Annotated in this window: 21 protein-coding genes; 10 read left to right on the top strand and 11 right to left on the bottom strand. The window is 69.9% G+C overall.

Annotated features, from left to right (window positions below; all coding sequences use genetic code 11):
• Positions 1-28: 28 nt before the first annotated feature.
• A complete protein-coding gene (locus VFE05_20305; protein ID HET6232429.1) occupies positions 29-595 on the bottom strand; it encodes a DUF4199 domain-containing protein in 567 nt (188 codons plus the stop codon).
• 117 nt (positions 596-712) lie between these two features.
• Complete coding sequence (locus tag VFE05_20300) at positions 713-1,183, bottom strand: response regulator transcription factor (protein ID HET6232428.1); 471 nt, start codon at positions 1,181-1,183, stop codon at positions 713-715.
• A gap of 759 nt (positions 1,184-1,942) precedes the next feature.
• On the opposite strand from VFE05_20300, the gene VFE05_20295 reads away from it, so the two are divergent.
• The 4 genes from VFE05_20295 (at position 1,943) to VFE05_20280 (ending at position 5,152) form a co-directional block, all read left to right on the top strand.
• Positions 1,943-2,755, top strand: a complete 813-nt coding sequence (locus VFE05_20295; GenBank protein ID HET6232427.1) for an alpha/beta hydrolase — start codon at positions 1,943-1,945, stop codon at positions 2,753-2,755.
• The gene (locus tag VFE05_20290) at positions 2,752-4,071 is read left to right on the top strand and encodes an ATP-binding protein (GenBank protein HET6232426.1); all 1,320 of its coding nucleotides are present in this window, start codon (positions 2,752-2,754) and stop codon (positions 4,069-4,071) included. Before VFE05_20295 ends, VFE05_20290 begins: the two co-directional genes overlap by 4 nt.
• Positions 4,072-4,286: 215 nt before the next feature.
• Positions 4,287-4,805, top strand: coding sequence for a DNA topology modulation protein (locus VFE05_20285; protein ID HET6232425.1), 519 nt, complete (start codon positions 4,287-4,289; stop codon positions 4,803-4,805).
• A gap of 134 nt (positions 4,806-4,939) precedes the next feature.
• The gene (locus VFE05_20280; protein ID HET6232424.1) at positions 4,940-5,152 is read left to right on the top strand and encodes a hypothetical protein; all 213 of its coding nucleotides are present in this window, start codon (positions 4,940-4,942) and stop codon (positions 5,150-5,152) included.
• A 117-nt stretch (positions 5,153-5,269) separates the two neighbouring features.
• On the opposite strand, the gene VFE05_20275 is transcribed toward VFE05_20280, so the two are convergent.
• Entirely contained in the window at positions 5,270-5,554 is a 285-nt protein-coding gene (locus VFE05_20275; protein ID HET6232423.1) for a hypothetical protein, read from the bottom strand.
• Positions 5,555-5,962: 408 nt separating this feature from the next.
• Between VFE05_20275 and VFE05_20270 the strand changes: the two genes are divergently transcribed.
• From VFE05_20270 to VFE05_20260, 3 genes are all read left to right on the top strand, one after another.
• On the top strand, positions 5,963-6,109 hold the full coding sequence (locus tag VFE05_20270; GenBank protein HET6232422.1) for a hypothetical protein: 147 nt from the start codon (positions 5,963-5,965) through the stop codon (positions 6,107-6,109).
• An 81-nt stretch (positions 6,110-6,190) separates the two neighbouring features.
• The gene (locus tag VFE05_20265; GenBank protein ID HET6232421.1) at positions 6,191-7,117 is read left to right on the top strand and encodes a DUF692 family protein; all 927 of its coding nucleotides are present in this window, start codon (positions 6,191-6,193) and stop codon (positions 7,115-7,117) included.
• A 2-nt stretch (positions 7,118-7,119) separates the two neighbouring features.
• Positions 7,120-7,920, top strand: a complete 801-nt coding sequence (locus VFE05_20260; GenBank protein HET6232420.1) for a hypothetical protein — start codon at positions 7,120-7,122, stop codon at positions 7,918-7,920.
• A 421-nt stretch (positions 7,921-8,341) separates the two neighbouring features.
• Here the strand turns inward: VFE05_20260 and VFE05_20255 are convergent, their stop codons facing one another.
• The 6 genes from VFE05_20255 to VFE05_20230 all read right to left on the bottom strand — a co-directional run bounded on the left by VFE05_20255 (position 8,342) and on the right by VFE05_20230 (position 14,860).
• Positions 8,342-8,701, bottom strand: coding sequence for a hypothetical protein (locus VFE05_20255; GenBank protein HET6232419.1), 360 nt, complete (start codon positions 8,699-8,701; stop codon positions 8,342-8,344).
• Positions 8,698-9,624 (bottom strand): succinate dehydrogenase/fumarate reductase iron-sulfur subunit, encoded by a 927-nt coding sequence (locus tag VFE05_20250; GenBank protein ID HET6232418.1) that lies wholly within the window; start codon positions 9,622-9,624, stop codon positions 8,698-8,700. The genes VFE05_20255 and VFE05_20250 overlap by 4 nt, the downstream gene beginning before the upstream one ends.
• A gap of 118 nt (positions 9,625-9,742) precedes the next feature.
• Entirely contained in the window at positions 9,743-11,557 is a 1,815-nt protein-coding gene (locus VFE05_20245; GenBank protein HET6232417.1) for a fumarate reductase/succinate dehydrogenase flavoprotein subunit, read from the bottom strand.
• Positions 11,557-12,357 carry a hypothetical protein gene (locus VFE05_20240; protein HET6232416.1) on the bottom strand — a complete coding sequence of 267 codons (801 nt, stop codon included), beginning with the start codon at positions 12,355-12,357 and terminating at the stop codon, positions 11,557-11,559. Before VFE05_20240 ends, VFE05_20245 begins: the two co-directional genes overlap by 1 nt.
• A gap of 136 nt (positions 12,358-12,493) precedes the next feature.
• Positions 12,494-13,609, bottom strand: a complete 1,116-nt coding sequence (locus tag VFE05_20235) for a Shedu anti-phage system protein SduA domain-containing protein (GenBank protein HET6232415.1) — start codon at positions 13,607-13,609, stop codon at positions 12,494-12,496.
• 102 nt (positions 13,610-13,711) lie between these two features.
• Entirely contained in the window at positions 13,712-14,860 is a 1,149-nt protein-coding gene (locus VFE05_20230) for a winged helix DNA-binding domain-containing protein (GenBank protein ID HET6232414.1), read from the bottom strand.
• Between the two features lie 257 nt (positions 14,861-15,117).
• On the opposite strand from VFE05_20230, the gene VFE05_20225 reads away from it, so the two are divergent.
• Positions 15,118-16,698, top strand: a complete 1,581-nt coding sequence (locus VFE05_20225; protein HET6232413.1) for a Ppx/GppA phosphatase family protein — start codon at positions 15,118-15,120, stop codon at positions 16,696-16,698.
• A gap of 167 nt (positions 16,699-16,865) precedes the next feature.
• Here the strand turns inward: VFE05_20225 and VFE05_20220 are convergent, their stop codons facing one another.
• A complete protein-coding gene (locus VFE05_20220) occupies positions 16,866-18,542 on the bottom strand; it encodes an AarF/UbiB family protein (GenBank protein HET6232412.1) in 1,677 nt (558 codons plus the stop codon).
• A gap of 376 nt (positions 18,543-18,918) precedes the next feature.
• Here VFE05_20220 and VFE05_20215 point away from each other — a divergent pair, with 376 nt between their 5' ends.
• Both VFE05_20215 and VFE05_20210 read left to right on the top strand, forming a co-directional pair.
• Entirely contained in the window at positions 18,919-19,233 is a 315-nt protein-coding gene (locus VFE05_20215) for a metalloregulator ArsR/SmtB family transcription factor (protein ID HET6232411.1), read from the top strand.
• Complete coding sequence (locus VFE05_20210) at positions 19,230-19,637, top strand: SRPBCC domain-containing protein (GenBank protein ID HET6232410.1); 408 nt, start codon at positions 19,230-19,232, stop codon at positions 19,635-19,637. The genes VFE05_20215 and VFE05_20210 overlap by 4 nt, the downstream gene beginning before the upstream one ends.
• 6 nt (positions 19,638-19,643) lie before the next feature.
• On the opposite strand, the gene VFE05_20205 is transcribed toward VFE05_20210, so the two are convergent.
• Complete coding sequence (locus VFE05_20205) at positions 19,644-20,591, bottom strand: TIGR01777 family oxidoreductase (GenBank protein ID HET6232409.1); 948 nt, start codon at positions 20,589-20,591, stop codon at positions 19,644-19,646.
• Positions 20,592-20,706: the final 115 nt, after the last annotated feature.

Genomic DNA, 20,706 nt, shown 5'->3' with positions numbered 1-20,706 from the left:
CTCCCGCTGGCAGGGGCAGGGTGCCAGCCTACGCGAGCGGGAGGGGGCGCCCCGCCGTCACCACGCCATCGTCCACCCGAGGCTTCTTCCGGCGGCTGAGCACGCCGGCGGTTACGAGCGACACGATCAGCGCGACGGGCAGCGGCTCCATGAAGGTGGCGCCGACGTTGATGAACGGGTTCTCGTACATCTCCGCGAACTTCTCCATCTCCACCTTCTTGGCGGCGATCTCGTCCGCGCTCGCGCCGGCTGCGCGCGCCTTCGCGAGGGCGTGCGCCTCGTACTTGCTCATGAAGTCCGGCGTGACCTTGTAGTAGATGACCTCCCACGTCGCGACGTAGCAGACGGACGCCACCACCGCGATGAGCCCGCCGACGGCGAACGCGCGCCCGAAGCCCACCGTGCCGCCCGCCACGTTGTCGCGGTACGAGCGCACGCCGAAGTAGATGAGCAGGAAGGCGAGCACCATCGACGTGTAGCCGACGATCTCCATCCGGTCGAACCCGACGTCGTCCGCGAACGGGAGCGTCAGGAGCATCATCGCCGACAGGATGGCGCCGGAGATGAGGCCGAAGGTGAGCACGGTCTTCTTCATGGGTCGGTCCTCCGAGAGGTGGGCATGCGGGTGAACGTCTCCCAACCTGTGTTGCCGCCGTGGTTCCCGCGTCACCCGAACGGATGATCGTCGCGCCGAAACGGGGAAGTCATCCTTTCAGGGGATGAGCCCCGCCTCTTTCGCGAGCTGAACGGCCTGCGTCCGCCGGCGTGCGGAGAGCTTGCCGAAGAGGCGTGCGGCGTGCGTCTTCACGGTGTTCTCGCTGACGTAGAGCCGTTCGGCGATCTCGCGGTTGCTGAACCCGGCCGCCATCGCCTCCAGGATCTCCATCTCCCGCGGCGTGATGCCCAGCTGCTCCAGCCGCGCCTCGTTCCGCGCGAACGGACCGCCGGCGGGCACGGGCACCTGCACCTCCACGCGGACGGGCACCTCGCGCACGACCACCGTCTCGCGCGTGCGCGTGAGCTTGAGGCCGAGCCAGATCCCCAGCGCCGAGAAGAGCGCCGCGACGATGCCGCCGTAGATCTCCAGCGAGTGCTCCAGGACCAGATAGCGGTACTCGACCAGCCTCAGCACGGCGATGAGCACGCCGCCAAGGATGCCGTACACGAGCGCGGTCTTCTTCACGGAGGGGACAGCTCGGGTGATGCGGGTCCGGCAGGATCGCGCGCGTAGAGAAACACGGCGCGGGACTCGGGGTGCGCTGGCTCGATGGGTCCAGTCTACATCCGCGAGACCGAACGCGAAAGCGAACCGAACCCGTGAGCGCCTTTGTTTCCGGAGTGATCGCAGTCTCGGACTCCGCGCATCTCACGCCCTCTTCGTTTCCCGGAACACCCTTCGTGTGGCCGATGCCTGGTAACCGAAGCGCGGCAACGGAGCGCGAAGTCCGCCATCGCGAACCGACACCGACCGCATCTGCCCCCGCCGGTCCAACCGAAGCGCGAGGAGCCACCAACCCTCTCCCGCTTGCGGGGGAGGGTGCGAGCCTAAGCGAGCGGGAGGGGGCGCCGCCGCACGGGCGTGGCTAGGAGGGCCTGAAGGTCGAAAACCAACGAGGCTCCGGCTATCCTGAACGGAGCTTCCGTCCCGGGTGGATGTCGGCGCCTCTGCCCGACCTGGAATCGTGCGGGGGCCCATCCTTCGCGGTGAGGATTTTGCGCATCGTCAGGGAGCGGTGGATTCGTCCATCTCCCGAGCCGGCTCGTCTTCATCTTCCGCTCGGACAATGGGGCGGATGCGCAGCGTTCTTGCGCCGCATCCACCGTCCGGCGTGCCGGCGGTGTCGCGCAGCGAGGCCGAAAGGTATCGTGTAGGTCCGCCCGCGTGTGCACCACGCCGCGCGGAGCCCTGATCAACAGCGAACGACCGATGGAAGGCAGACCGATGGCGGACGACGTCCTGCGCAGGAACAACGTGCGTGTCTCGGGCAGCGGCACGCAGCCCATGCTCTTCGCGCACGGCTTCGGGTGCGACCAGAACATGTGGCGCTTCGTGGCCCCGGCCTTCGAGGACGAGTACCGCGTGGTGCTGTTCGACTACGTGGGCTCCGGGAAGAGCGACCTGGCCGCGTACGACGCGAAACGCTACTCCGCGTTGGACGGCTACGTGCAGGACGTGCTGGACGTGGTGCACGCGCTGGACCTGCGCGACGTGGTGTTCGTGGGCCACTCGGTGAGCAGCATGGTGGGCGTGCTGGCGGCCAACCGCGAGCCGGACCGCTTCGAGCGGCTGGTGATGATCGGGCCCTCGCCGCGGTACGTGAACGACCACCCGTACGTGGGCGGCTTCGAGCGCGGCGACATAGAGGGGCTGCTGGAGATGATGGAGGGCAACTACATCGGCTGGGCCAACTTCCTGGGCCCCGCCATCGTCAAGAACCCGGACCGGCCGGAGCTGGGCGCCGAGCTGGTGGAGAGCTTCTGCTCCACGGACCCGGTGGTGGCGCGCCGCTTCGCCGAGGCCACCTTCCTCTCCGACAACCGCGCCGACCTGCCGGGCGTGCGGGTGCCTTCGCTCATCCTCCAGTGCAGCGACGACATGGTGGCGCCGCTGGAGGTGGGCGACTACCTGCACCGCGAGATGCCCGGCAGCACGCTGCGGGTGATGAAGGCCACCGGCCACTGCCCGCACATGAGCCACCCCGAAGAGACCATCGAGCGGATGCGCGAGTACCTCCGGCCCGCGCACGCCGGTTGAGCGAACCGGCCGGGAACGCGCGGCCGCTGGACGCGCTGCTGGACGAGGCGCCGGCCGGCTTCCTCTCGTTCGCCGACGACGGCACCATCAACGCCGCCAACGTCACGCTGGCGGCGATGCTCGGCTACGCCCCCGGCGAGCTGGACGGGCGCCGCATCGAGACGATCCTCACCGTGGGCGCGCGCCTCTTCTACCAGACGCACTTCTTCCCCATGGTGCGCATGCACGGCCGGGCCGAGGAGGTGTTCCTGCTGCTGCGCACGGCCGCCGGCGGCGACGTGGCCGTGCTGGCGAACGCCGTGCGGCGCGAGCGCGAGGGCGCGTGGGCCAACGAGTGCGTGCTCCTGCGCGTGACCGAGCGCCGCAAGTTCGAGGAAGAGCTGCTGCGGGCCCGCAAGGTGGCCGAGGAGGCGAAAGCCCAGCTCGAGGAGCAGGCCGAGGAGCTGCGCGCCACCAACGAGCAGCTAGAGGCCCAGGCGGTGGAGATGGAGCTCCAGCAGGAGCAGCTCCGCGAGCAGGCCGTGGAGCTGGAGGCGCAGGCCGAGCAGCTCCAGAACCTTAACCGCGACCTGGAGGAGCACGGCGTGGAGCTGGAGCGCCAGCGCGAGGTGGCGGAAGAGGCCAACCGCGCCAAGAGCGCCTTCCTTGCGGTCATGAGCCACGAGCTGCGCACCCCGCTGAACGCCATCGCCGGCTACGTGCAGCTGCTGGACATGGGCATCCACGGCCCCGTGACCGATGCCCAGCACGAGGCGCTGGACCGCCTGGCCCGCAGCCAGAAGCACCTGCTCCGGCTCATCAACGACGTGCTGAACCTGGCGCGCATCGAGGCGGGCCGCGTGGAGTTCGTGCTCGAGGACGTGGACGTGGCGCTGCTCATGGCCGACGTCACGCTCATGGTCGAGCCGCAGATGATGGCGAAGCGCCTGGGCCTGGAGGTGCGCGTGGAGCCCGGCACCACGGCGCGCGCGGACCGCGAGAAGGTGCAGCAGATCGTGATCAACCTGCTCAGCAACGCGCTCAAGTTCACGCCCGAGGGCGGGAGCGTGCGCCTGGACGCGGGCCTCGTGGCGGGGCCGGCCCGCGTGCGCCTGCGCGTGGCCGACACCGGCATCGGCATCCCGCCGGAGAAGCAGGCGTCGGTGTTCGACCCGTTCGTGCAGGTGGACATGAGCCGCACGCGCCGCTCCGAGGGCAGTGGCCTGGGCCTGGCCATCAGCCGCGACCTGGCACGGGGGATGGGGGGCGACCTGGAGGTGGAGAGCACCGTCGGCGAAGGCAGCACCTTCACCCTCTGGCTCCCCGCGGAAGGCTGAGCCGCCGCTACGACGCAGAGGTTTGCACGTCGCAGCAGAGATTGCCAGCTCGCCCGAGCCGCGACGAGGACGGGGGTGGCTGCCTCACGTTGAATTTCTGTAGATGTGCATCTTCAGTCGATCTACGGAGAAGCGTCGTCGCGAGTCGAAAACCTGAGCACCGGGGCCGGGGGATGAGCGAGGATGCGGCGCGTGTTCTTTCCGAGAGCGGTCCGATGCGGCGGGTGATGGTGATCGGGTGCGGCGGGGCGGGGAAGTCGACGTTCGCGGCGCGGCTGGCGCAGGCGGCGGGGCTGCCGCTCGTGCACCTGGACTCGGTGTACTGGCACCCCGGCTGGGTGCGGACGCCGCCCGACGAGTGGGCGGAGACGGTGCGCCGCCTGGCCGCCCGCGAGTGCTGGGTGATGGACGGCAACTACAGCGGTACGATGGACATCCGCGCCGCCGCCGCGGACACGGTGATCTTCCTGGACGTGCCGCGCAGGGTGTGCCTGTGGCGCGCACTGAAGCGCCGCGTGCGGCACCACGGCCGCACGCGCCCGGACATGACCGACGGCTGCGTGGAGCGCATCGACGCGGAGTTCGTCCGCTGGATCTGGAGCTACCCGAAGACCCGCCGGCCGCGTATCCTGGCGCGGCTCGCTGCGCTGGGCCCGGGCAAGCGCGCCGTCATCCTCCGCTCATCCCACGACATCGAGCGCTTCTTCCGCTCCATCGAACCAGCGCCGGGCTGACGGGCCCCCTCCGGCTCGCAAGGCGGATAGGGCGGCCAGGCGCGGGATCGTCGTCGTCACGCGGAACGACGTTTGCTGCCTCTTTCTGGCAGATGTACATCCCCAACCCACCAGACCCGCCAAGGAGCAGGCAGATGCGCAAGATCCGATTGGACCTGGAGAAGCTGGACGTGGAGACGTTCGACACCAGCGCGGCCGAGGTCGAGGCGCGCGGCACCGTCCACGGCCACTACAGCCAGGTCGGCACCTGCGACGGGCGCGTGGGCACCTGCCAGTACGGCGCCAGCTGCGGCGCGGGCTGTCCCGGTACCCGCCTCTGCACCGTCTACTCACCCGACGCGGCGTAGAGCCGGCCGGCGCGCTCCAGCCGCTGCTTCGGCTGCGAAACACGGCGGCCCGCGGTCGGGTGACCGCGGGCCGCATCATCCCATCAGCGAACCTCATCGCAAGAAGCCGGCGTTCGCTCAGCAGCCCACGCTGCACGATCCGATGGGGCCGCAGCTGACACCGAACACCGTGTAGCCCGAGACCGGACCGCTGCCCGCGCACACCGCCGGGTCTTCGGTGATCGTGCACGTGTAGTACGCCGTGATGCCGCAGCGCGCGTCCTGGGTGTCCCCACCCGCGAGGACGTGCTGGGTGGTCCCGGCCTGGCCGTGCACGGTGCCCCGGCGCGGCCGCGGCTGCTCGGGCGTGGAGTAGAAGCTGTCCACCTTCAACGCCTCGAGGTCCAGGCTGAACTTTTTCATCTTCGCCTCCGTGTCTTGGGTAGTGTCGGCGCCCGCGCTCGGCTCCATCTGCGGTCGCGCCGGGGAAATCTCCCGTATGCTACCATAGCTCTATTGATGACAGAACGCAATTAATCTGTTTGCGTGCAGAGTAAAGATGGCGACCGTGTGTTCGCCCCGCATCTATGCGGAATCTCCCCACAGATGCACAGAACACTTCCCGATCGTCTACTTTCGTTTCAAGACTGAATGTGGTTGCGCGAAAGAGGTGGTACGGTTACGATTGAGCCGTGACTCTTCGCCCGGCGGACAGTGGCGGAGGGAGTTTGCAGGAGCTCGGCAGAAGCGCGCGGCGGCGGCCGGATCCGGGGCGGGCCGCGCGTTCATCGTCCCCCGGAGCAGTGCACCTTCCCACCACCAGGAGCCCCCATGGCCGTCTCCACCACCGACCCCATCAAGACCATCGAACCGCAGCCCTGGGACCCGGCCTGCCCGGCGTGCCGCTCGGGCTTCGGTCCGCCGGATCCCCTCGACCCGGGGATCGACATCGCCTTGGAGCCGACCGGCAAGGTCTGAGGCCGTGCGTTCCGGCCGGGCCATGGCGGCCCGGCCGGAAGTGCGTCTCCGCGTTCCCGTTCACCCCGCACCGCCGGCGCAATGAGCGTTTCGCAGCTCCACACCGTGCACGGCGCCGAGCGCCTGGCCGCCCTGCCGCGGCTGGGCGTGGGCGTGCTGTACAACCCGTCGCTCCAGCGCTTCGTGCGCGAGCACGCGGACGAGCTGGACTACCTGTCCGTGATCCCCGACCGCTGCTGGCTGGACGAGGGCGGCGGGGTGCCGGTGCGCTTCGCCGAGCGCGAGTCGCAGGTGGAGGTGATCGACCGTGCGTCGCAGCGGCTGGCGATCGTGGGGCACAGCGTGGGGCTCTCCATCGGCAGCGCGGACCCGCTGGACACGGGGCACGTGGAGCAGGTCGCCGCCTGGCAGGAGCGCTACCGCATGCCCTGGCACAGCGACCACCTGCACTTCATCCGCCTGCCCGGCACCGACGCGCACAGCGAGCTGTCGGCCGCCATGGCGCTGCCGGTGCCGTACGACCGCGAGGTGCTGGAGATGATCGGCGAGCGGGTGGACTACGTGCAGACGCGCATCCCGGTGCCGTTCCTGCTGGAGAACAACGTCTACTACGTGGACCTGCCCGAGCAGGAGATGACGGAGCCGCAGTTCCTGAACGCCCTCATGGCGCGCACCGGCGGTGGAATGCTGCTGGACGTGCACAACGTGGTCGTGAACGCCACCAACCACGGCTTCGACGCGCGGGATTTCATCGGCGCGCTGGAGCTGGAGCGCGTGGTGGAGCTGCACATCGCGGGCGGGAGCGAGCTGGCGGGGCTGTACACCGACTCGCACGCGGGAGCCGTGGCCGGCGCGGTGTGGGAGCTGCTGCCGGAGGTGGTGGCGGCCTGCCCCAACCTGTGCGCGGTGACCTTCGAGTTTCACGAGGGCTGGTTCGGCACGCTGGGCGACGAAGGGGTGATGCGCGAGCTTCGCACCGCGCGCGACGTCTGGCAGCGCTGCCGGTAGCCGTGTCGCTCCACGCCTTCCAGCTTGCCCTTGCCGACCTCGCCGCATCTCCCGCGCTGTGCGCTCGCGTGGCGGATGGATCCGCGGCCGAGCTCGCAGCATACGACCTGACGGCGGTGGAGCGCCGGCGCGTGGCCGCGGTGGCGGGACAGCGGGGGATGAAGGTCAACTGCACGCTCTACCGCTACAACCGCGTCTCCACCCTCACCGCGGTGATGCCCGGCGCCATCCACCTGCTCGGCACCCATGCTCGCACGTTCGCCGATGAGTTCTGGTCGTCAGCCCCGGCAGACGTCAACATGCGCCGCGAGGCCGAGCGCTTCGCCGTTTTCGTTCGCGCCGAAGTGGCGCGCGGCCGGCTGGAGTCGCCGTACCTGCTGGAGGTGCTGGAGTACGAGCTTCTGCGCTACGACGTCGCGACCCGCCCCTGTGCGCGCCTCTCCGCGCAGGTCGCGACGGACGCGGAGCGCTGGCCGGACGGGCCGCTCGCGCTGCATCCGCTGCTCGGCATCGCCCGGTTCGCGCACGATCCGCTCGCCCTTCTCCCTCTCGTCGACGCCCGCAGTCCGCTCCCCTACGCAGACGTCCCCGAAGGCGACTTCCACCTGCTCCTCGACTGCCGCGCCGGCCCGTTCCAGCAGCGCCCGCTGGATGCGGAGACGGCGCAGGTTCTCCACGCGGTGATCGGCGGGCAAGGCGTGGTGGAAGCCAAAGCAGCAGAGGAGCTGATCGTGGCGGGGATGCTGGTGCGGATGGCGCCGGGCAGCGCATCGTCGGGTCAGAACCGTTCGGACGCAGAGTAGCTATCCGCAGAGTCGAGGCGGGCGGCATCGCCCGGGCGGGTAAACCCGCGGGGCTACGCCAGCACGAAGCCCACCATCGTGGGCTGCTGCGGAGAGTTTGGAGCGCTCCGGTGGCATCGACGAAACGCAGCCGCCGGCATATGCCGGCGGCTGCGTCTCGTTCTGGTGCGTGCGATAAACGCCGATCGCGCGCTCTTACCCCCCATCGTCGTCGTGGGGCACATCGGGCGGCTGGCGAGCGTCGTCCCGGTGCGATATCCGCGGAAGCGTCGTCGTCGGGTCGGCGCTCAGCTCGCGCAAGTTCGTCCCGCGAGCGTATCGCTCCGCATATTTCCCGCGGACCGCACCGTTCAGGATGTCGTACTCCGGAAGGATCTCGTCTTCGTCTTCACCGGGATCCGTCATCTGCCGTCCCATCCCCCTACTCGTCCGTCTCGCCGCGGGTCCAGCCTTCGAGGTAGCGGAGGACGGTGTGGTTCTCGATGGAGGTGAACCAGCGGTGGTGCACCTGCTGGCCCTCGGTGGTGGTCTTCAGCCAGTCGCGCAGGCGCTGCGGGCCCTCGGCGTCGGTCCAGTACGCCTCGTTCACGTAGCGCGGGCGGTCGTGCACGGGGCGCGGGGCCAGGTACGTGCCCTCGAAGCCATCCAGCAGCACCCACGTCTTGCGGTCGGTGCACCCGAACTGGCGCGCGGCGGTGCCCAGCTTGGCGTCCAGCCACTGCAGGAACGAGTCGGCCTCCACGCCCCTCTTCAGGTCGAACAGGTGAACCACGCGGATCATCGTTTTCTCCCGGTTGCCAGTTGTACGAGCTTCGCCAGCGGGTCGAAGTCCCGGTCCACCACGCGCTCCTTGAGCGGGATGATGGCGTTGTCCGTGATGGTGATGCCCTCGGGGCACACCTTGGTGCAGCACTTGGTGATGTTGCAGTAGCCGATGCCGTGCGCGTGCCGCAGCTCGCCGGTGCGGTCCTCCACGTCCAGCGGGTGCATCTCCAGCATGGCCGCCTGCACGAAGAGGCGCGGGCCCACGAACTCGGCGTGCTTGTGGTGGTCGCGCAGCACGTGGCACACGTCCTGGCACAGGAAGCACTCGATGCACTTCCGGAACTCCTGCACGCGGTCCACGTCGCGCTGGTCCATGCGCCACGTGCCGTCTGCCGCGTCCGGCGCGCGGGGGTTGAACGGCTTCAGCGTCATCTTCGCGCGGAAGTTCCACGACACGTCGGTCACCAGGTCGCGCACCGGCGGGAAGGCGCGCATGGGCTCCACCGTGACCGGCTGGTCCAGGTCGATGTCGCTCATGCGCGTCATGCACATCAGCCGCGGCATGCCGTTGATCTCGGCGCTGCACGAGCCGCACTTGCCCGCCTTGCAGTTCCAGCGCACCGCCAGGTCGTTCGCCTGCTCCGCCTGGATGGCGTGGATGGCGTCCAGCACCACCATGCCCTCGGACACCGGGGTCCGGTAGTCCACCAGCTCGCCGCCCGCCGCGTCGCCGCGCCACACGCGGAAGGTCGCGGTGCGCGCCTCCGCCCCCGCCGTCCTGTCCGACTTGGCCGCAGCCCGTCGTCCCGCGGCCGCCGCCTCCACTCCCGCCGCCGACGCGCCGCCCGCCCGCGCATCGGCCGAGGGCGCATCGGGGGATGCGGATCTGGCGGCGCTCACGACGGCACCGGGAGATGCGGGGCATGGGACGATGCGCATCTACCGTCCCGCATCTCCCGATCCCCGTTCCCGCGATCATCTCCGCGGATGCGCGGCGGGCGTTCGGCCGACGTCGATCGATCAGCGGCCGGGGCTCGCGGCCGAGGTGCGGTGCGTGTCATCGGTTCTCCTCCACGATCTGCTGGAGATGCGGGGGCAGCGGGGGGATGGGCTCGCGGCCGAGCTGCATCTGCCCGTCCGCGTCCTTGCGGACGACGAGGTTGAAGGCGGAGAACGCGCCGTCCTTCTCCGGGAAGTCGTCGCGGAAGTGGCCGCCGCGGCTCTCGCGCCGCTCCAGCGCGCAGCGCGTGACGGCCTCGGACACGGTGAGCAGGTTGGGCAGGTCCAGCGCGGTGTGCCAGCCCGGGTTGAACTCCCGGTTGCCCGCCACGCCCACCCGTCCCGCACGCTCGCCGAGCTTCGCCAGCCCGTCCAGCGCGCGCCGCATCTCCTCCTCCCGCCGGACGATGCCGACCAGGTCCTGCATCATCTCCTGGAGGTCGTGCTGCACCTGGTACGGCCCCTCGCCCGCCGCGCCGCGCTCGAACGGCGCCAGCGCCTCGGCCGCGGCGGCCGTCGCCTGCCGTTCATCCACCGACCCCGCGCCGTTCTCGCGGGCGAAGCGGGCCGCGTGCTCCCCCGCGCGCTTGCCGAACACCAGCAGGTCCGAGAGCGAGTTGCCGCCCAGCCGGTTGGCGCCGTGCAGCCCCGCCGCGCACTCGCCGGCCGCGAACAGGCCCGGCACGGTGGTCTGCTGCGTGTCGCCGTCCACGCGAATGCCGCCCATGGCGTAGTGCGTGGTGGGCCCCACCTCCATGGGCTCGCGCGTGATGTCGATGTCGGCGAGCTGCTTGAACTGGTGGTACATGCTGGGCAGCTTTCGGCGGATGTGCTCCGGCGCGCCCTTGATCTTCTCCGCGATCCACGAGATGTCCAGGTACACGCCGCCGTGCGGGCTGCCGCGCCCCTCGCGCACCTCGCGCACGATGCAGCGCGCCACGTGGTCGCGCGTGAGCAGCTCCGGCGGGCGGCGGGCGTCCTTGTCGCCCTGCGTGTAGCGCCAGCCCTCTTCCGGCGTGTCGGCCGTCTGCCCGCGGTAGTTCTCGGGGATGTCGTCGAACATGAAGCGGCGGCCTTCCGAGTTCAGCAGCACGCCGCCCTCGCCGCGCACGCCCTCGGTGACCAGGATGCCGCGCACGCTGGGCGGCCACACCATGCCGGTGGGGTGGAACTGCACGAACTCCATGTCCACCAGGTCGGCGCCCGCCTGGTAGGCCAGCGCCTGCCCGTCTCCCGTGTACTCCCACGAGTTGCTGGTGATGGAGTACGCCCGCCCGATGCCCCCCGTGGCGATCACCACGGCGCCCGCGCGGAAAGCGCGGAAGCGGCCCCGCTCGCGGTCGTACGCGAAGGCGCCGGCCACCCGCCCCCCGTCCATGAGCAGGGTGAGGACGGTGACCTCCATGTGCACGTCGATGCCGCGGTGGATGCCGTGGTCCTGGAGCGTGCGGATCATCTCCAGCCCCGTGCGGTCGCCCACGTGCGCGAGGCGGGGATACCGGTGCCCGCCGAAGTTGCGCTGCAGGATGCGCCCGTCGGGCGTGCGGTCGAAGAGCGCGCCCCACGCCTCCAGCTCGCGCACGCGGTCCGGCGCCTCCTGCGCGTGCAGCTCGGCCATGCGCCAGTTGTTGAGGTACTGCCCGCCGCGCATGGTGTCCGCGAAGTGCACCTTCCAGCTGTCGCGGTCGTCCACGTTGCCCATGGCCGCCGCGGCGCCGCCCTCGGCCATGACCGTGTGCGCCTTGCCCAGCAGCGACTTGCAGACCAGGCCCACGCGCACGCCCTCGGCCGCGGCGGCGATGGCGGCGCGCAGCCCGGCCCCGCCCGCGCCGATCACCAGCACGTCGTGGTCTACGGTCTCGTAGCCCGCCATCAGAACAGCCTCCAGTCCGTCCATACGCCCATGCTGCACAGGCGCACGTACAGGTCCGCGAACGCCACCATGAACAGGCTGGCCCACGCCCACCGCATGTGCGCCCCGTTGAACCGGCTGCACCCCTGGTAGCAGGCGTACTGCACAGGATGGCGCGAGATCTGGTCGATGCGCCCGCCCACCAGGTGCCGCAGCGAGTGGCAGCCCAGCGTGTAGCCGCTGAGCAGCACGGTGTTCGCGGCCAGCACCAGCGTGCCCACGCCGATGCCGAAGTGCCGCTGCCCGCTCGCGTCCGCGAACCACAGCGCCTTCCACACGTCGTGCGCCAGGATCAGCAGGAAGAGCAGGGCGAAGTACAGGAAATAGCGGTGCACGTTCTGGAGGATGAGCGGAAACCGGCGCTCGCCCCAGTACGACTTGCGCGGCTCGCCCACGGCGCAGTTGGGCGGATCTGCCCAGAAGCCCTTGTAGTACGCGCCGCGGTAGTAGTAGCAGGTGAAGCGGAAGAGGCCGGGGAAGGGCAGGATCAGCAGCGCGGGCGAGAACGGCAGCCAGGCAGGGATCCACCCCGGCTTGGGCCCGAACCACGCGTGCGGCGAGCTGCCCCACAGCTCCGGGGAGTAGAACGGGGAGAGGTACGGCCCGAAGGTGTAGTGCGCGTCCTGGAACGCGGCCCACGTGGCGTACACCACGAAGCTGCCCAGGATGAGGAACGTCACGGCGGGCTGCACCCACCATGCGTCGCGGCGTGCGGTCTGGCCGAAGCGCCGGGGCGGCGCGAGGACGGGAAGGCTCTGCATCGACAACCCACGCTCCTGCTGGAGTGCACGGGCCTCGACGGACAGGGGCGCGCCGCGGCGAGTGCCGCGCATCACGCCCGAGCCGCTGGGGAGTTGCCGCTAACTATGTGGAGCGGCTGGGCAGCGGACAAGAGTTCTATCGGGTATACCGGAATCCATCCTTGGTGTACCATGAGGTGCGGCGGGTCATAAACTCTTCAGCGTATCTGTCTGCCACCTCAATCCGTTCTAAGAGAAACTGCTTTCTCTCGTCGCTAATCAGCCGGTTTCTCAATATCGCCTCCTCCCTCCCTACCAAACTGGAGAAGTATACAGCGGTATCAGTGTTCAAGGAGAAATTGGGTGAAATGCTCACCAGGCGGTGTTTCGTATCTGGCCCGGAGCGATCAAGTCGAATCATGAAGTCTGCCGCGCGGTTGGGTTCCAATCGATCATACGTCATAAAAAACTCGTTCGAACCTGCGAGATCATGGCGCTTCTTAGCAAATGCCGCCACTCGCGTTGCGTCGGCTCGACGCCCGTAGACAAGGATGTAATGCTGAACAAACCTCTGATATCCAGTTTGATCCGGGTCAACCCCGTAAAGGCGTTGAAAGGCGAGCACGTTGTGGGGTTCTGCGAACCAGGCTTTCCAATCACGTAGCTGGTCGATAGCTCGCGTGAGGATGGCGCTCGGGGTTCCAGACGATGTACACCATGGCTTCCCTGGTGCTTCAATCTCAATGAGAACAGCGTAGATCGTGGCACTGTCCTGCTCGAACAATAGAAAATCGGGTCGCTTAGCGCGGAAACCAGGCAGCTCCGCTTGGCAGTAGACAGAATTGTTAACAGGCCCATGGTAATGCCCATGCGTCGTACCGTGGGGTCCCGGTAACAAGCTGGGATGCTGCTCGAGGAATTCTTGAAAGAGCGCTTCGTTCAACGGATCTGCGGTGTTCAGAAAGTCGCTCCATTCCCCCTGTACAGCTTGAGGGCACTCGAACCACGGCAGCGACGGCGGAGCGGGGATGAACTCCTCATCGACAAAATGAGACTTCAAAATCGCCGTACGTGCCCTTGCAATATCGGTCAAATCTTCGGGTACAATCCATCTTTTACCTTGGAGTTGATCCATGATTTCCGTGAATTTCTCCAGATCCTGGATACTGGCCAGGCTGATCTCGTAACCAGGATCGGGCTGACCTGCGTCGGGCCGGAAGATCAAATCGTTTTCATCAAGAGCCCAGCGTCCCCAAGTCTGTTGGTTGGGCATCGAATTGGTCCCATCGCTAGTTGAGTACCGATTGCGCTTGTTTCTATTTGCTGGCCCTGTGTGCAGCCCGCACACCAAACGTACAGTCAGAGGCGGCTCCCCTCAACCCGAGAGAAACCGCACCGCGCCCTCTGATTCTTCCGGCGCGGCCCAGTCCAGCAGGCGCGCGCCTTCTTCTTCGAGCGCGGTCTTCTTGGCGGAGGGGAGTAGGGCGAACGGGGTGATGACGAGGGTGGCGGCGGAGCGGTGGCGGGTGATCTTCCAGGTGCCGGTGACGAAGCCGTCCACGAGGATGGTGCCGAGGATCTGGCCGTTGATGGTGAAGACGGATGCGCGGTGCTCGTCCGCGACGATGCGGGCGCGGTCGGCGTGCGAGAGCAGCATGTTGTCCCACTCCGGCAGAAATCGCACGGGTGCTGGCGTGTCCGCGTCCGGCCGCGGTGCGTCGGGCAGGTCGAACAGCTCGGCGCCGCCCTCGTCGCGGAAGGTGGCGAGGCGCGGGCGCAGCCGGTCCAGCACTTCGCGCAGGCGCGTGAGGCCGGACCACGTCTGCACGTCGCGGACGGTGACGGGGCCGAAGGCGGCGAGGTAGCGCATCACCAGCTCGTCGACGGACGGATCGGCGTCGAGCGGGCGGCCGAGCCACACGTCGGTGGTGGTGTGGCGGGCGGCGCCGGGCTCGCCCCAGATGCCGCGCGGCGGGACCTGCACCAGCGGCACCCACGCGCGCACCGCCTGCGCCAGCGCGGCCGGATCGGCGCCGGGGAAACGCGGACCGAGCGCATCGGCGAGCTCTTCCCAGGTGCGCGGCGCTTCCTTGACCAGTTCGCGGCCGACGGCGGCGAGCGCGGCCGGGTCCGCGCCGCCCAGGCGCTTGCCGTGGCTGCTGCGCATCCCCCGCTCGATCACGGGCTGGAGCAGCGGGCGCCACGCCAGGCAGTCGCGCGCGGTGACGAGGTGGATCGTGGCGCGCATCAGCGCGATGCGCACCACCTTCCGCTCGTACATCAACCCCGCCAGCGCGTCCGCGCGGAAGCCTTCCAGCCGTGACCACAAGCCGATGTACGGCGGGTTCGGCGCCTGCGACTGCATCCCGCCCAGCCGTCCGATCGCCTCCTCCGCCGTCAGTGCGTGGCGCCGGAGAAGCATCTGCCGGGCGAGCAGCGCGCGGTTCAGCGCACGCCGCGTGAGCACTTCCGGCGCGCGGGGCTTCAGCGGCTTCGCATCTCCCGTGGTCTTCCGTGCAGGCATTAGGCGTTCGGTGGATGGCTGGATCGGCGTCTGCCGCATCGGCCGAGGCTCACGGGCAGAGACGGGATGATGCGCATCTCCCGTGACGCGCTGTTCCGGCGTCCGATGCGGAGGCGCCGGAATGCGGCGCGGTGACGGAGCGAGTATAGTTCCGGGCGCGCGCACCCGCACGTCGCACTCCGGAAGGCGGGAGCGATTCGTGCACCCTCGCGCGGGCGCCGGCATCGCGCCATCGCGCCGCCCACTCGAGCCCGCACATGAGCCAGCTTCGCACACAGAGCCGCACCGCCACGCCCTCCGGCGAGCCCGCCACCTTCCCGCTGCGCGTGGGCGCCGTGGACGTGGGCTCCAACGCCATCCGCGTGCTGGCGGCGGAGTTCACCAGCCCCACCGAGTACACCTCGCTGGCCGAGGAGCGCGTGCCCGTGCGCCTGGGCCACGACGTGTTCCTCACCGGCAAGCTGGCGCCCAAGGCGGTGGACGCGGCGGTGGAGGCCATCGGCCGGTTTCGCGTGCGGCTGGAGGAGCTTGGCATAGAGCACTACCGCGCCGTGGCCACCAGCGCCGTGCGCGAGAGCCGCAACGGCGGGCGCTTCGTGGAGCGCCTGCGCGACGAGGCGGGCGTGGAGCTGGAGGTGATCACCGGCGCGGAAGAGGCGCGGCTGGTGTACGTGGCCGTGAAGAGCCGCGTGCCGTTCGGGAACCGCAAGTGGATCCTGGTGGACCTGGGCGGCGGCAGCGTGGAGGTGTCGCTGGTGGACAGCGCCGGCATCCTCGCCAGCGAGTCGCACAACATGGGCTCGGTGCGGCTGCTGGAGGAGCTGTCGGGGTCCGGCGACCAGCCGGGGCGCTTCCAGCGGCTGCTGCGCGAGTACGCGGCCACGCTCCAGATCCCCGCCATCGCGCGGCAGTGGAACCCCGCGGGCGTGATCGCCACGGGCGGCAACATCGAGGCGCTGGCGAAGCTCACCGGCGCCGCGGACGGCAAAGGGAAGACGGCCTCGATCCCGTTGCGCGAGCTGCAGGCCGCCATCGCCATGCTGTCGCGCCTGAGCTACCGCCAGCGCGTGGAAGAGCTGGGGCTGCGCGAGGACCGCGCGGACGTGATCCTCCCTGCCGCCATGGTCTACGAGCGGGTCGCAACGCTGAGCGAGGCCGCCGAGATCCTGGTGCCCGGCGTAGGAGTGAAGGACGGCATCCTCATCGACCTGGTGGAAGACCTGGTCACGCACCAGGAGCACGAGGACCGCAAGGACCGGCAGGCGGTGGCGGGGTCGGTGGCGCTGGGGCGCAAGTTCGACTTCGACGAGGCGCACGCCACCCACGTGTCGCGCCTGGCGGGCTCGCTCTTCGACCAGCTCCAGGCCGTGCACCGGATGGGCCCGGCGGAGCGGCGGCTGCTTCTGGCGGCGGCGGTGCTGCACGACGTGGGCATCTTCGTGGGCTACAAGAAGCACCACAAGCACTCGCTGTACATCATCTCCCAGAGCGAGATCCCGGAGTTCACGCCGCGCGAGACGGAGTTGATCGCCAACGTGGCGCGCTACCACCGCAAGGGCGTTCCCGCCGCGCACCACGAGGCGTTCACGCGCCTCGCCGCCGACGACCGGGACCGCGTGGTGCGCCTCGCCTCGCTCCTCCGCATCGCCGACGCGCTGGACCGCGAGCACCTGCAGGGCGTGAAGGAGGTCCGCGCCACCGTCTCCAAGTCGCGCCTGCTTCTGGAGATAGACGGCACGGGCGACCTGCTGCTGGAGCGCTGGGCGCTGCGCCGCAAGGGCGGCCTCTTCGCCGACACCTTCGGTCTGGAGGTGGAGATGGCGGGCGCGGAAGATTAGATGCGCGCTCGCCCATCGATCCGCACGACACCCAGCCGTTCCAAGCAGCTACGTAAGATACGAATCCGCCCCCGCCGAATCTTCGGACTCGTGCCCGGCCAGTGGGCGGGCGTAGGTTTCAGTGCGACGAGCGTTGACGTTTCCGCCGATGAGCGGCCTCCGGCAGCTCACCCCCGCGGCTTGCGGCGGCGCTCGCTGACGTCGTTGAGGGCGATGGTGAGCACCATCCCCACGCCCATCAGCGCGGCGAAGAGGAAGAGCACCATGGCGATGGCCGGGTAGCCGAAGAGCGTGAGCCGCGTGGGCACGCGCATCATCATCGCGGCGCCCACGATGAGCGCGGCGAGCACGAGCCCGCTGGCGATGCGGTTGGAGATCTTCTGCATCCCCGTGAGCAGCCACACCTGCTCGTCCAGGTGCACGTGCAGGCCCACCTTGTTGTCCGCCACGCTGTCGAGCGCGCGGTTGAGCCGCGCGGGCAGGCGCTGCACGAACTCGTTCATCTCCAGCAGGTTCGCCAGCACCGTGGCCGGCGAAGCGTTCTTCATCATGCGCCGCCGCATCAGGTCCGACGCGTTGCGGCGGATGGCGGCGTTGGGGTCGAAGTCCGGGTCCAGCGTGCGGCCCACCTGGTCCAGCGCCAGCAGCGCCCGCCCCAGCATGGTCATCTCCACCGGCAGGCGCAGCCCGTACTGCGCGGCGATGCGCGACACCTCCAGCATCACCCGGCCGACCTGGATGTCGCGCGCCGTGGCGCCGTGGAACTGTGCCGTGAGCGCCGACGAGGTGTTCACGACGCTCGCGCGGTCGAAGCCCGGCCGCTCCTCGCCCATCTGGATCGCCGCGTCCGCCGCCTCCTCGCCGCGTCCCTCGCTGATGGCCAGCACGAGGCGGAGAAGGCGCTCCTGCAGCGCGGGGGTGAGCTGCCCCACCATCCCCAGGTCGATCAGGGCGATTCGGCCGTCGCCGGTGAGGAAGACGTTGCCGGCGTGCGGGTCCGCGTGGAAGAAGCCGTCCACCAGGATCTGCTTCAGGTAGGCGCGGAAGACCTCTTCGGCCAGCGCCTCGCCGTCCATCTCCATGCGCGTGAGCGGGCCCAGCGCGGTGATCTTGCGGCCCCGCACGTACTCCATGGTCAGCACGCGCGACGAGCTGTAGTCGCCGATGGCCTCGGGGACCACGATGCGCTCGAACTCGGCCAGGTTCGCGGCCAGCTTGCGCAGGTTGTCGGCCTCGCGGCGGTAGTCCAGCTCCAGCAGCAGGTTGCGGCGCAGCTCCTCGAGCACCCGCCCGAACTCGTAGCGGCGGCCCGCGTCGGTGTGCTTGTCCGCGAACGCCGCCACCTCGCCCAGCGCGTCCAGGTCGGTGGTGATGCGCTTTCGGACGCCCGGCCGCTGCACCTTCACCGCCACGTCGCGCCCGTCGCGCAGCACCGCCCGGTGCACCTGCCCCAGCGACGCCGCCGCCATGGGCTTGGGGTCGAAGCTCTGGAACGCCTTGGAGATGCGGACGCCCAGCTCCTCTTCCACGATCGTCTCCACCTCCTCGTACGGGAACGGCTCCACGTCGTCCTGGAGGCGCGCCAGCGCGTCGGCGTAGGCGGGCGGCACCAGGTCCGGCCGGGTGGAGAGCAGCTGGCCCAGCTTCACGAACGTGGGCCCCAGGCGCTCCAGGTCGTCGGCCAGCTCCGCGGCCTCGGGCGGCGGGGGCGCGTGGTCGTCGGGCGCCGCGTCTTCCTCCGCCAGGGCCTCGTCCAGCCCGCCCTGGCGGACCAGGTCGCCGCGCCCGTACTTGAGGCCAAGCCGGGCCAGGTCGCGGTACAGCTTCAGGTGCTCGGTGTTCAACGTGGGTCCCGTGAGGCTCGGTTGCAGTGGCGCGGGCCCGCTCCCGCTGCTTCAGACGCAGCCCACAAGCAGGAAGCGTGCGCCTGCATCGCCACTCGCGCTAATGCCTGCAGGGACGGGAGATGCACGGCGGTGCCGCGGCCCGCGCGGATGCGTTCCCCGATCCCTGGTCACACATCCGCGGGCCACGTCCCCACCTCCGCATCTCCCGACCGCGCGTGCGAACGGACACGACCCGACTCTCCGGCAGACGCGCATCGGCCCGCCGTTTCCCGATGCGCATCCGGCCACGGCATCTGCCGATCCGCGATGTCGTTCATTCCGCGAGATCCGAGATCAACCTTGACGTGTCGGAAATTTCCGACATATTGAATCCATGCCGCTCCCCGACATCTTCGGCGCGCTCGCGAACCCCGTGCGGCGGCGCATCCTGGAGCTGCTCCGCGCCGGTCCCCGCGCCGCGGGCGAGATCGCCGCGGAGTTCGACCTCCACCGTCCGGCCGTGTCCGAGCACCTCCAGGTGCTGCGGAACGCGGGGCTCGTGACCGAGGACGCCCGTGGGCGGCAGCGCATCTACCGCCTGGCGCCCGGCGCGCTGGCCGAGGTGGAGGAATGGCTGCGGCCGTTCGAGCGGTACTGGCGGGAGCGCATCCGCGCGCTCACCGAAACCCTGGACGAGGAGGACCGATGACGGAACCCGGCACCATCCACATCACCCAGCACGTGCCGCACGCACCCGCACGCGTGTGGGCAGCGCTGACCGACCCAGCGCTCCACACCAAGTGGTGGGCCAAGGCCGACATCGAGCCGGTCGTGGGGCACCGGTTCACCATGGACATGGGCTCATGGGGCACGCAGCCGTGCGAAGTCCTGGCGGTGGAGCCCGACCGCCTCCTCTCCTACTCCTTCGCGCCCGGCACGCTGGACACCACCATCACGTGGCGCCTGGAGCCCGACGGCGACGGAACGCGCCTCACCCTGGAGCACACGGGCTTCGACCTTGACTCCCCCGTGGGCAAGGCCGCATTCGAAGGGATGAGCGGCGGCTGGCCCGGGGTGGTCAAGCGGATCGACGCAGCGCTCGCGGGGAGCTAGCTCGGGTCACCCCGGCGTCTCCGCGAGTGCAGCCTGCAAGGCCGTGGAGATGTCCGGGTGCCGGAAGGTGTAGCCCAGCTCCGTGAGTCTTTGGGGGATGACGCGCTGGCTGGCGAGGACGGTGCCCTCGGCCATCTCGCCGAAGAGGGCCTTGAGCGCGAACGCGGGCACCGCCAGCAGCGTGGGCCGGCCGAGCGCCCGGCCCAGCGCTTCGGTGAACTGTGCGTTGGTGACGGGGTTGGGTGCGACGACGTTTACCGGGCCGCGCACCGCGCCGTCGCGCAGGGCGAGGAGGATGGCGCCCACGGCATCGTCCAGCGACACCCAGGCCATCCACTGTTTCCCGTCGCCCATGCGGCCGCCGGCGCCCAGGCGGAAGGGCGGCAGCATCTTCGCCAGCGCGCCGCCGCTCGCGCTGAGCACCACGCCGAAGCGCAGGTGCGCCACGCGGATGCCGGCGCCGCGGGCGGGTTCGGCCGCCGCCTCCCACTCGCGCACCACGCCCGCCAGGAAGTCGCTGCCCGCCGTGCTGCCCTCGTCCAGGAGCTCGTCGCCGCGGTCGCCGTAGATGCCCACGGCCGACGCGCCGACCATCACCCGCGGCTTCCGCTCCAGCTGCGCGAGCGCCTGGGTGAGCAGCCGCGTGCCCTCCACCCGGCTGCGGAGGATGCGCTGCTTCCGCTCTTCCGTCCACCGCTCGCCCACGTTCTCGCCCGCCAAGTGGACCACGGCGTCGACGCCTTCCAGCGCCGCCGCGTCGATGGTCCCGGCGGCGGGGTCCCAGCGCACGTCGCCGCTGCCAGGCTTCGGCTCGCCGCGCACCAGCCTGTGCACCTGCGCGCCCTCGGCCGCCAGCCGCCGCACCAGCGCCCCGCCGATGAGCCCGCTCGCACCCGTCACCGCCACGCGCCACGGAAGGCTTCCATCGCTCGCGGCGCTGCTCGTCTCGGACATTGGATCTTCGGGGGATCGGGGGATGGGAACCGCGTCGCTCTCCGCGAGCCGCAAGGATGGTGCGCGGGGGAGGCGGGGGGGGGGGGGGGGGGGGGGGGGGGGGGGGGGGGGGGGG

The sequence above is a fragment of the Longimicrobiaceae bacterium genome, from assembly GCA_035696245.1.
Taxonomy (GTDB): Bacteria; Gemmatimonadota; Gemmatimonadetes; order Longimicrobiales; family Longimicrobiaceae; genus DASRQW01.
This window is presented reverse-complemented; position numbering and strand designations above follow the sequence as displayed.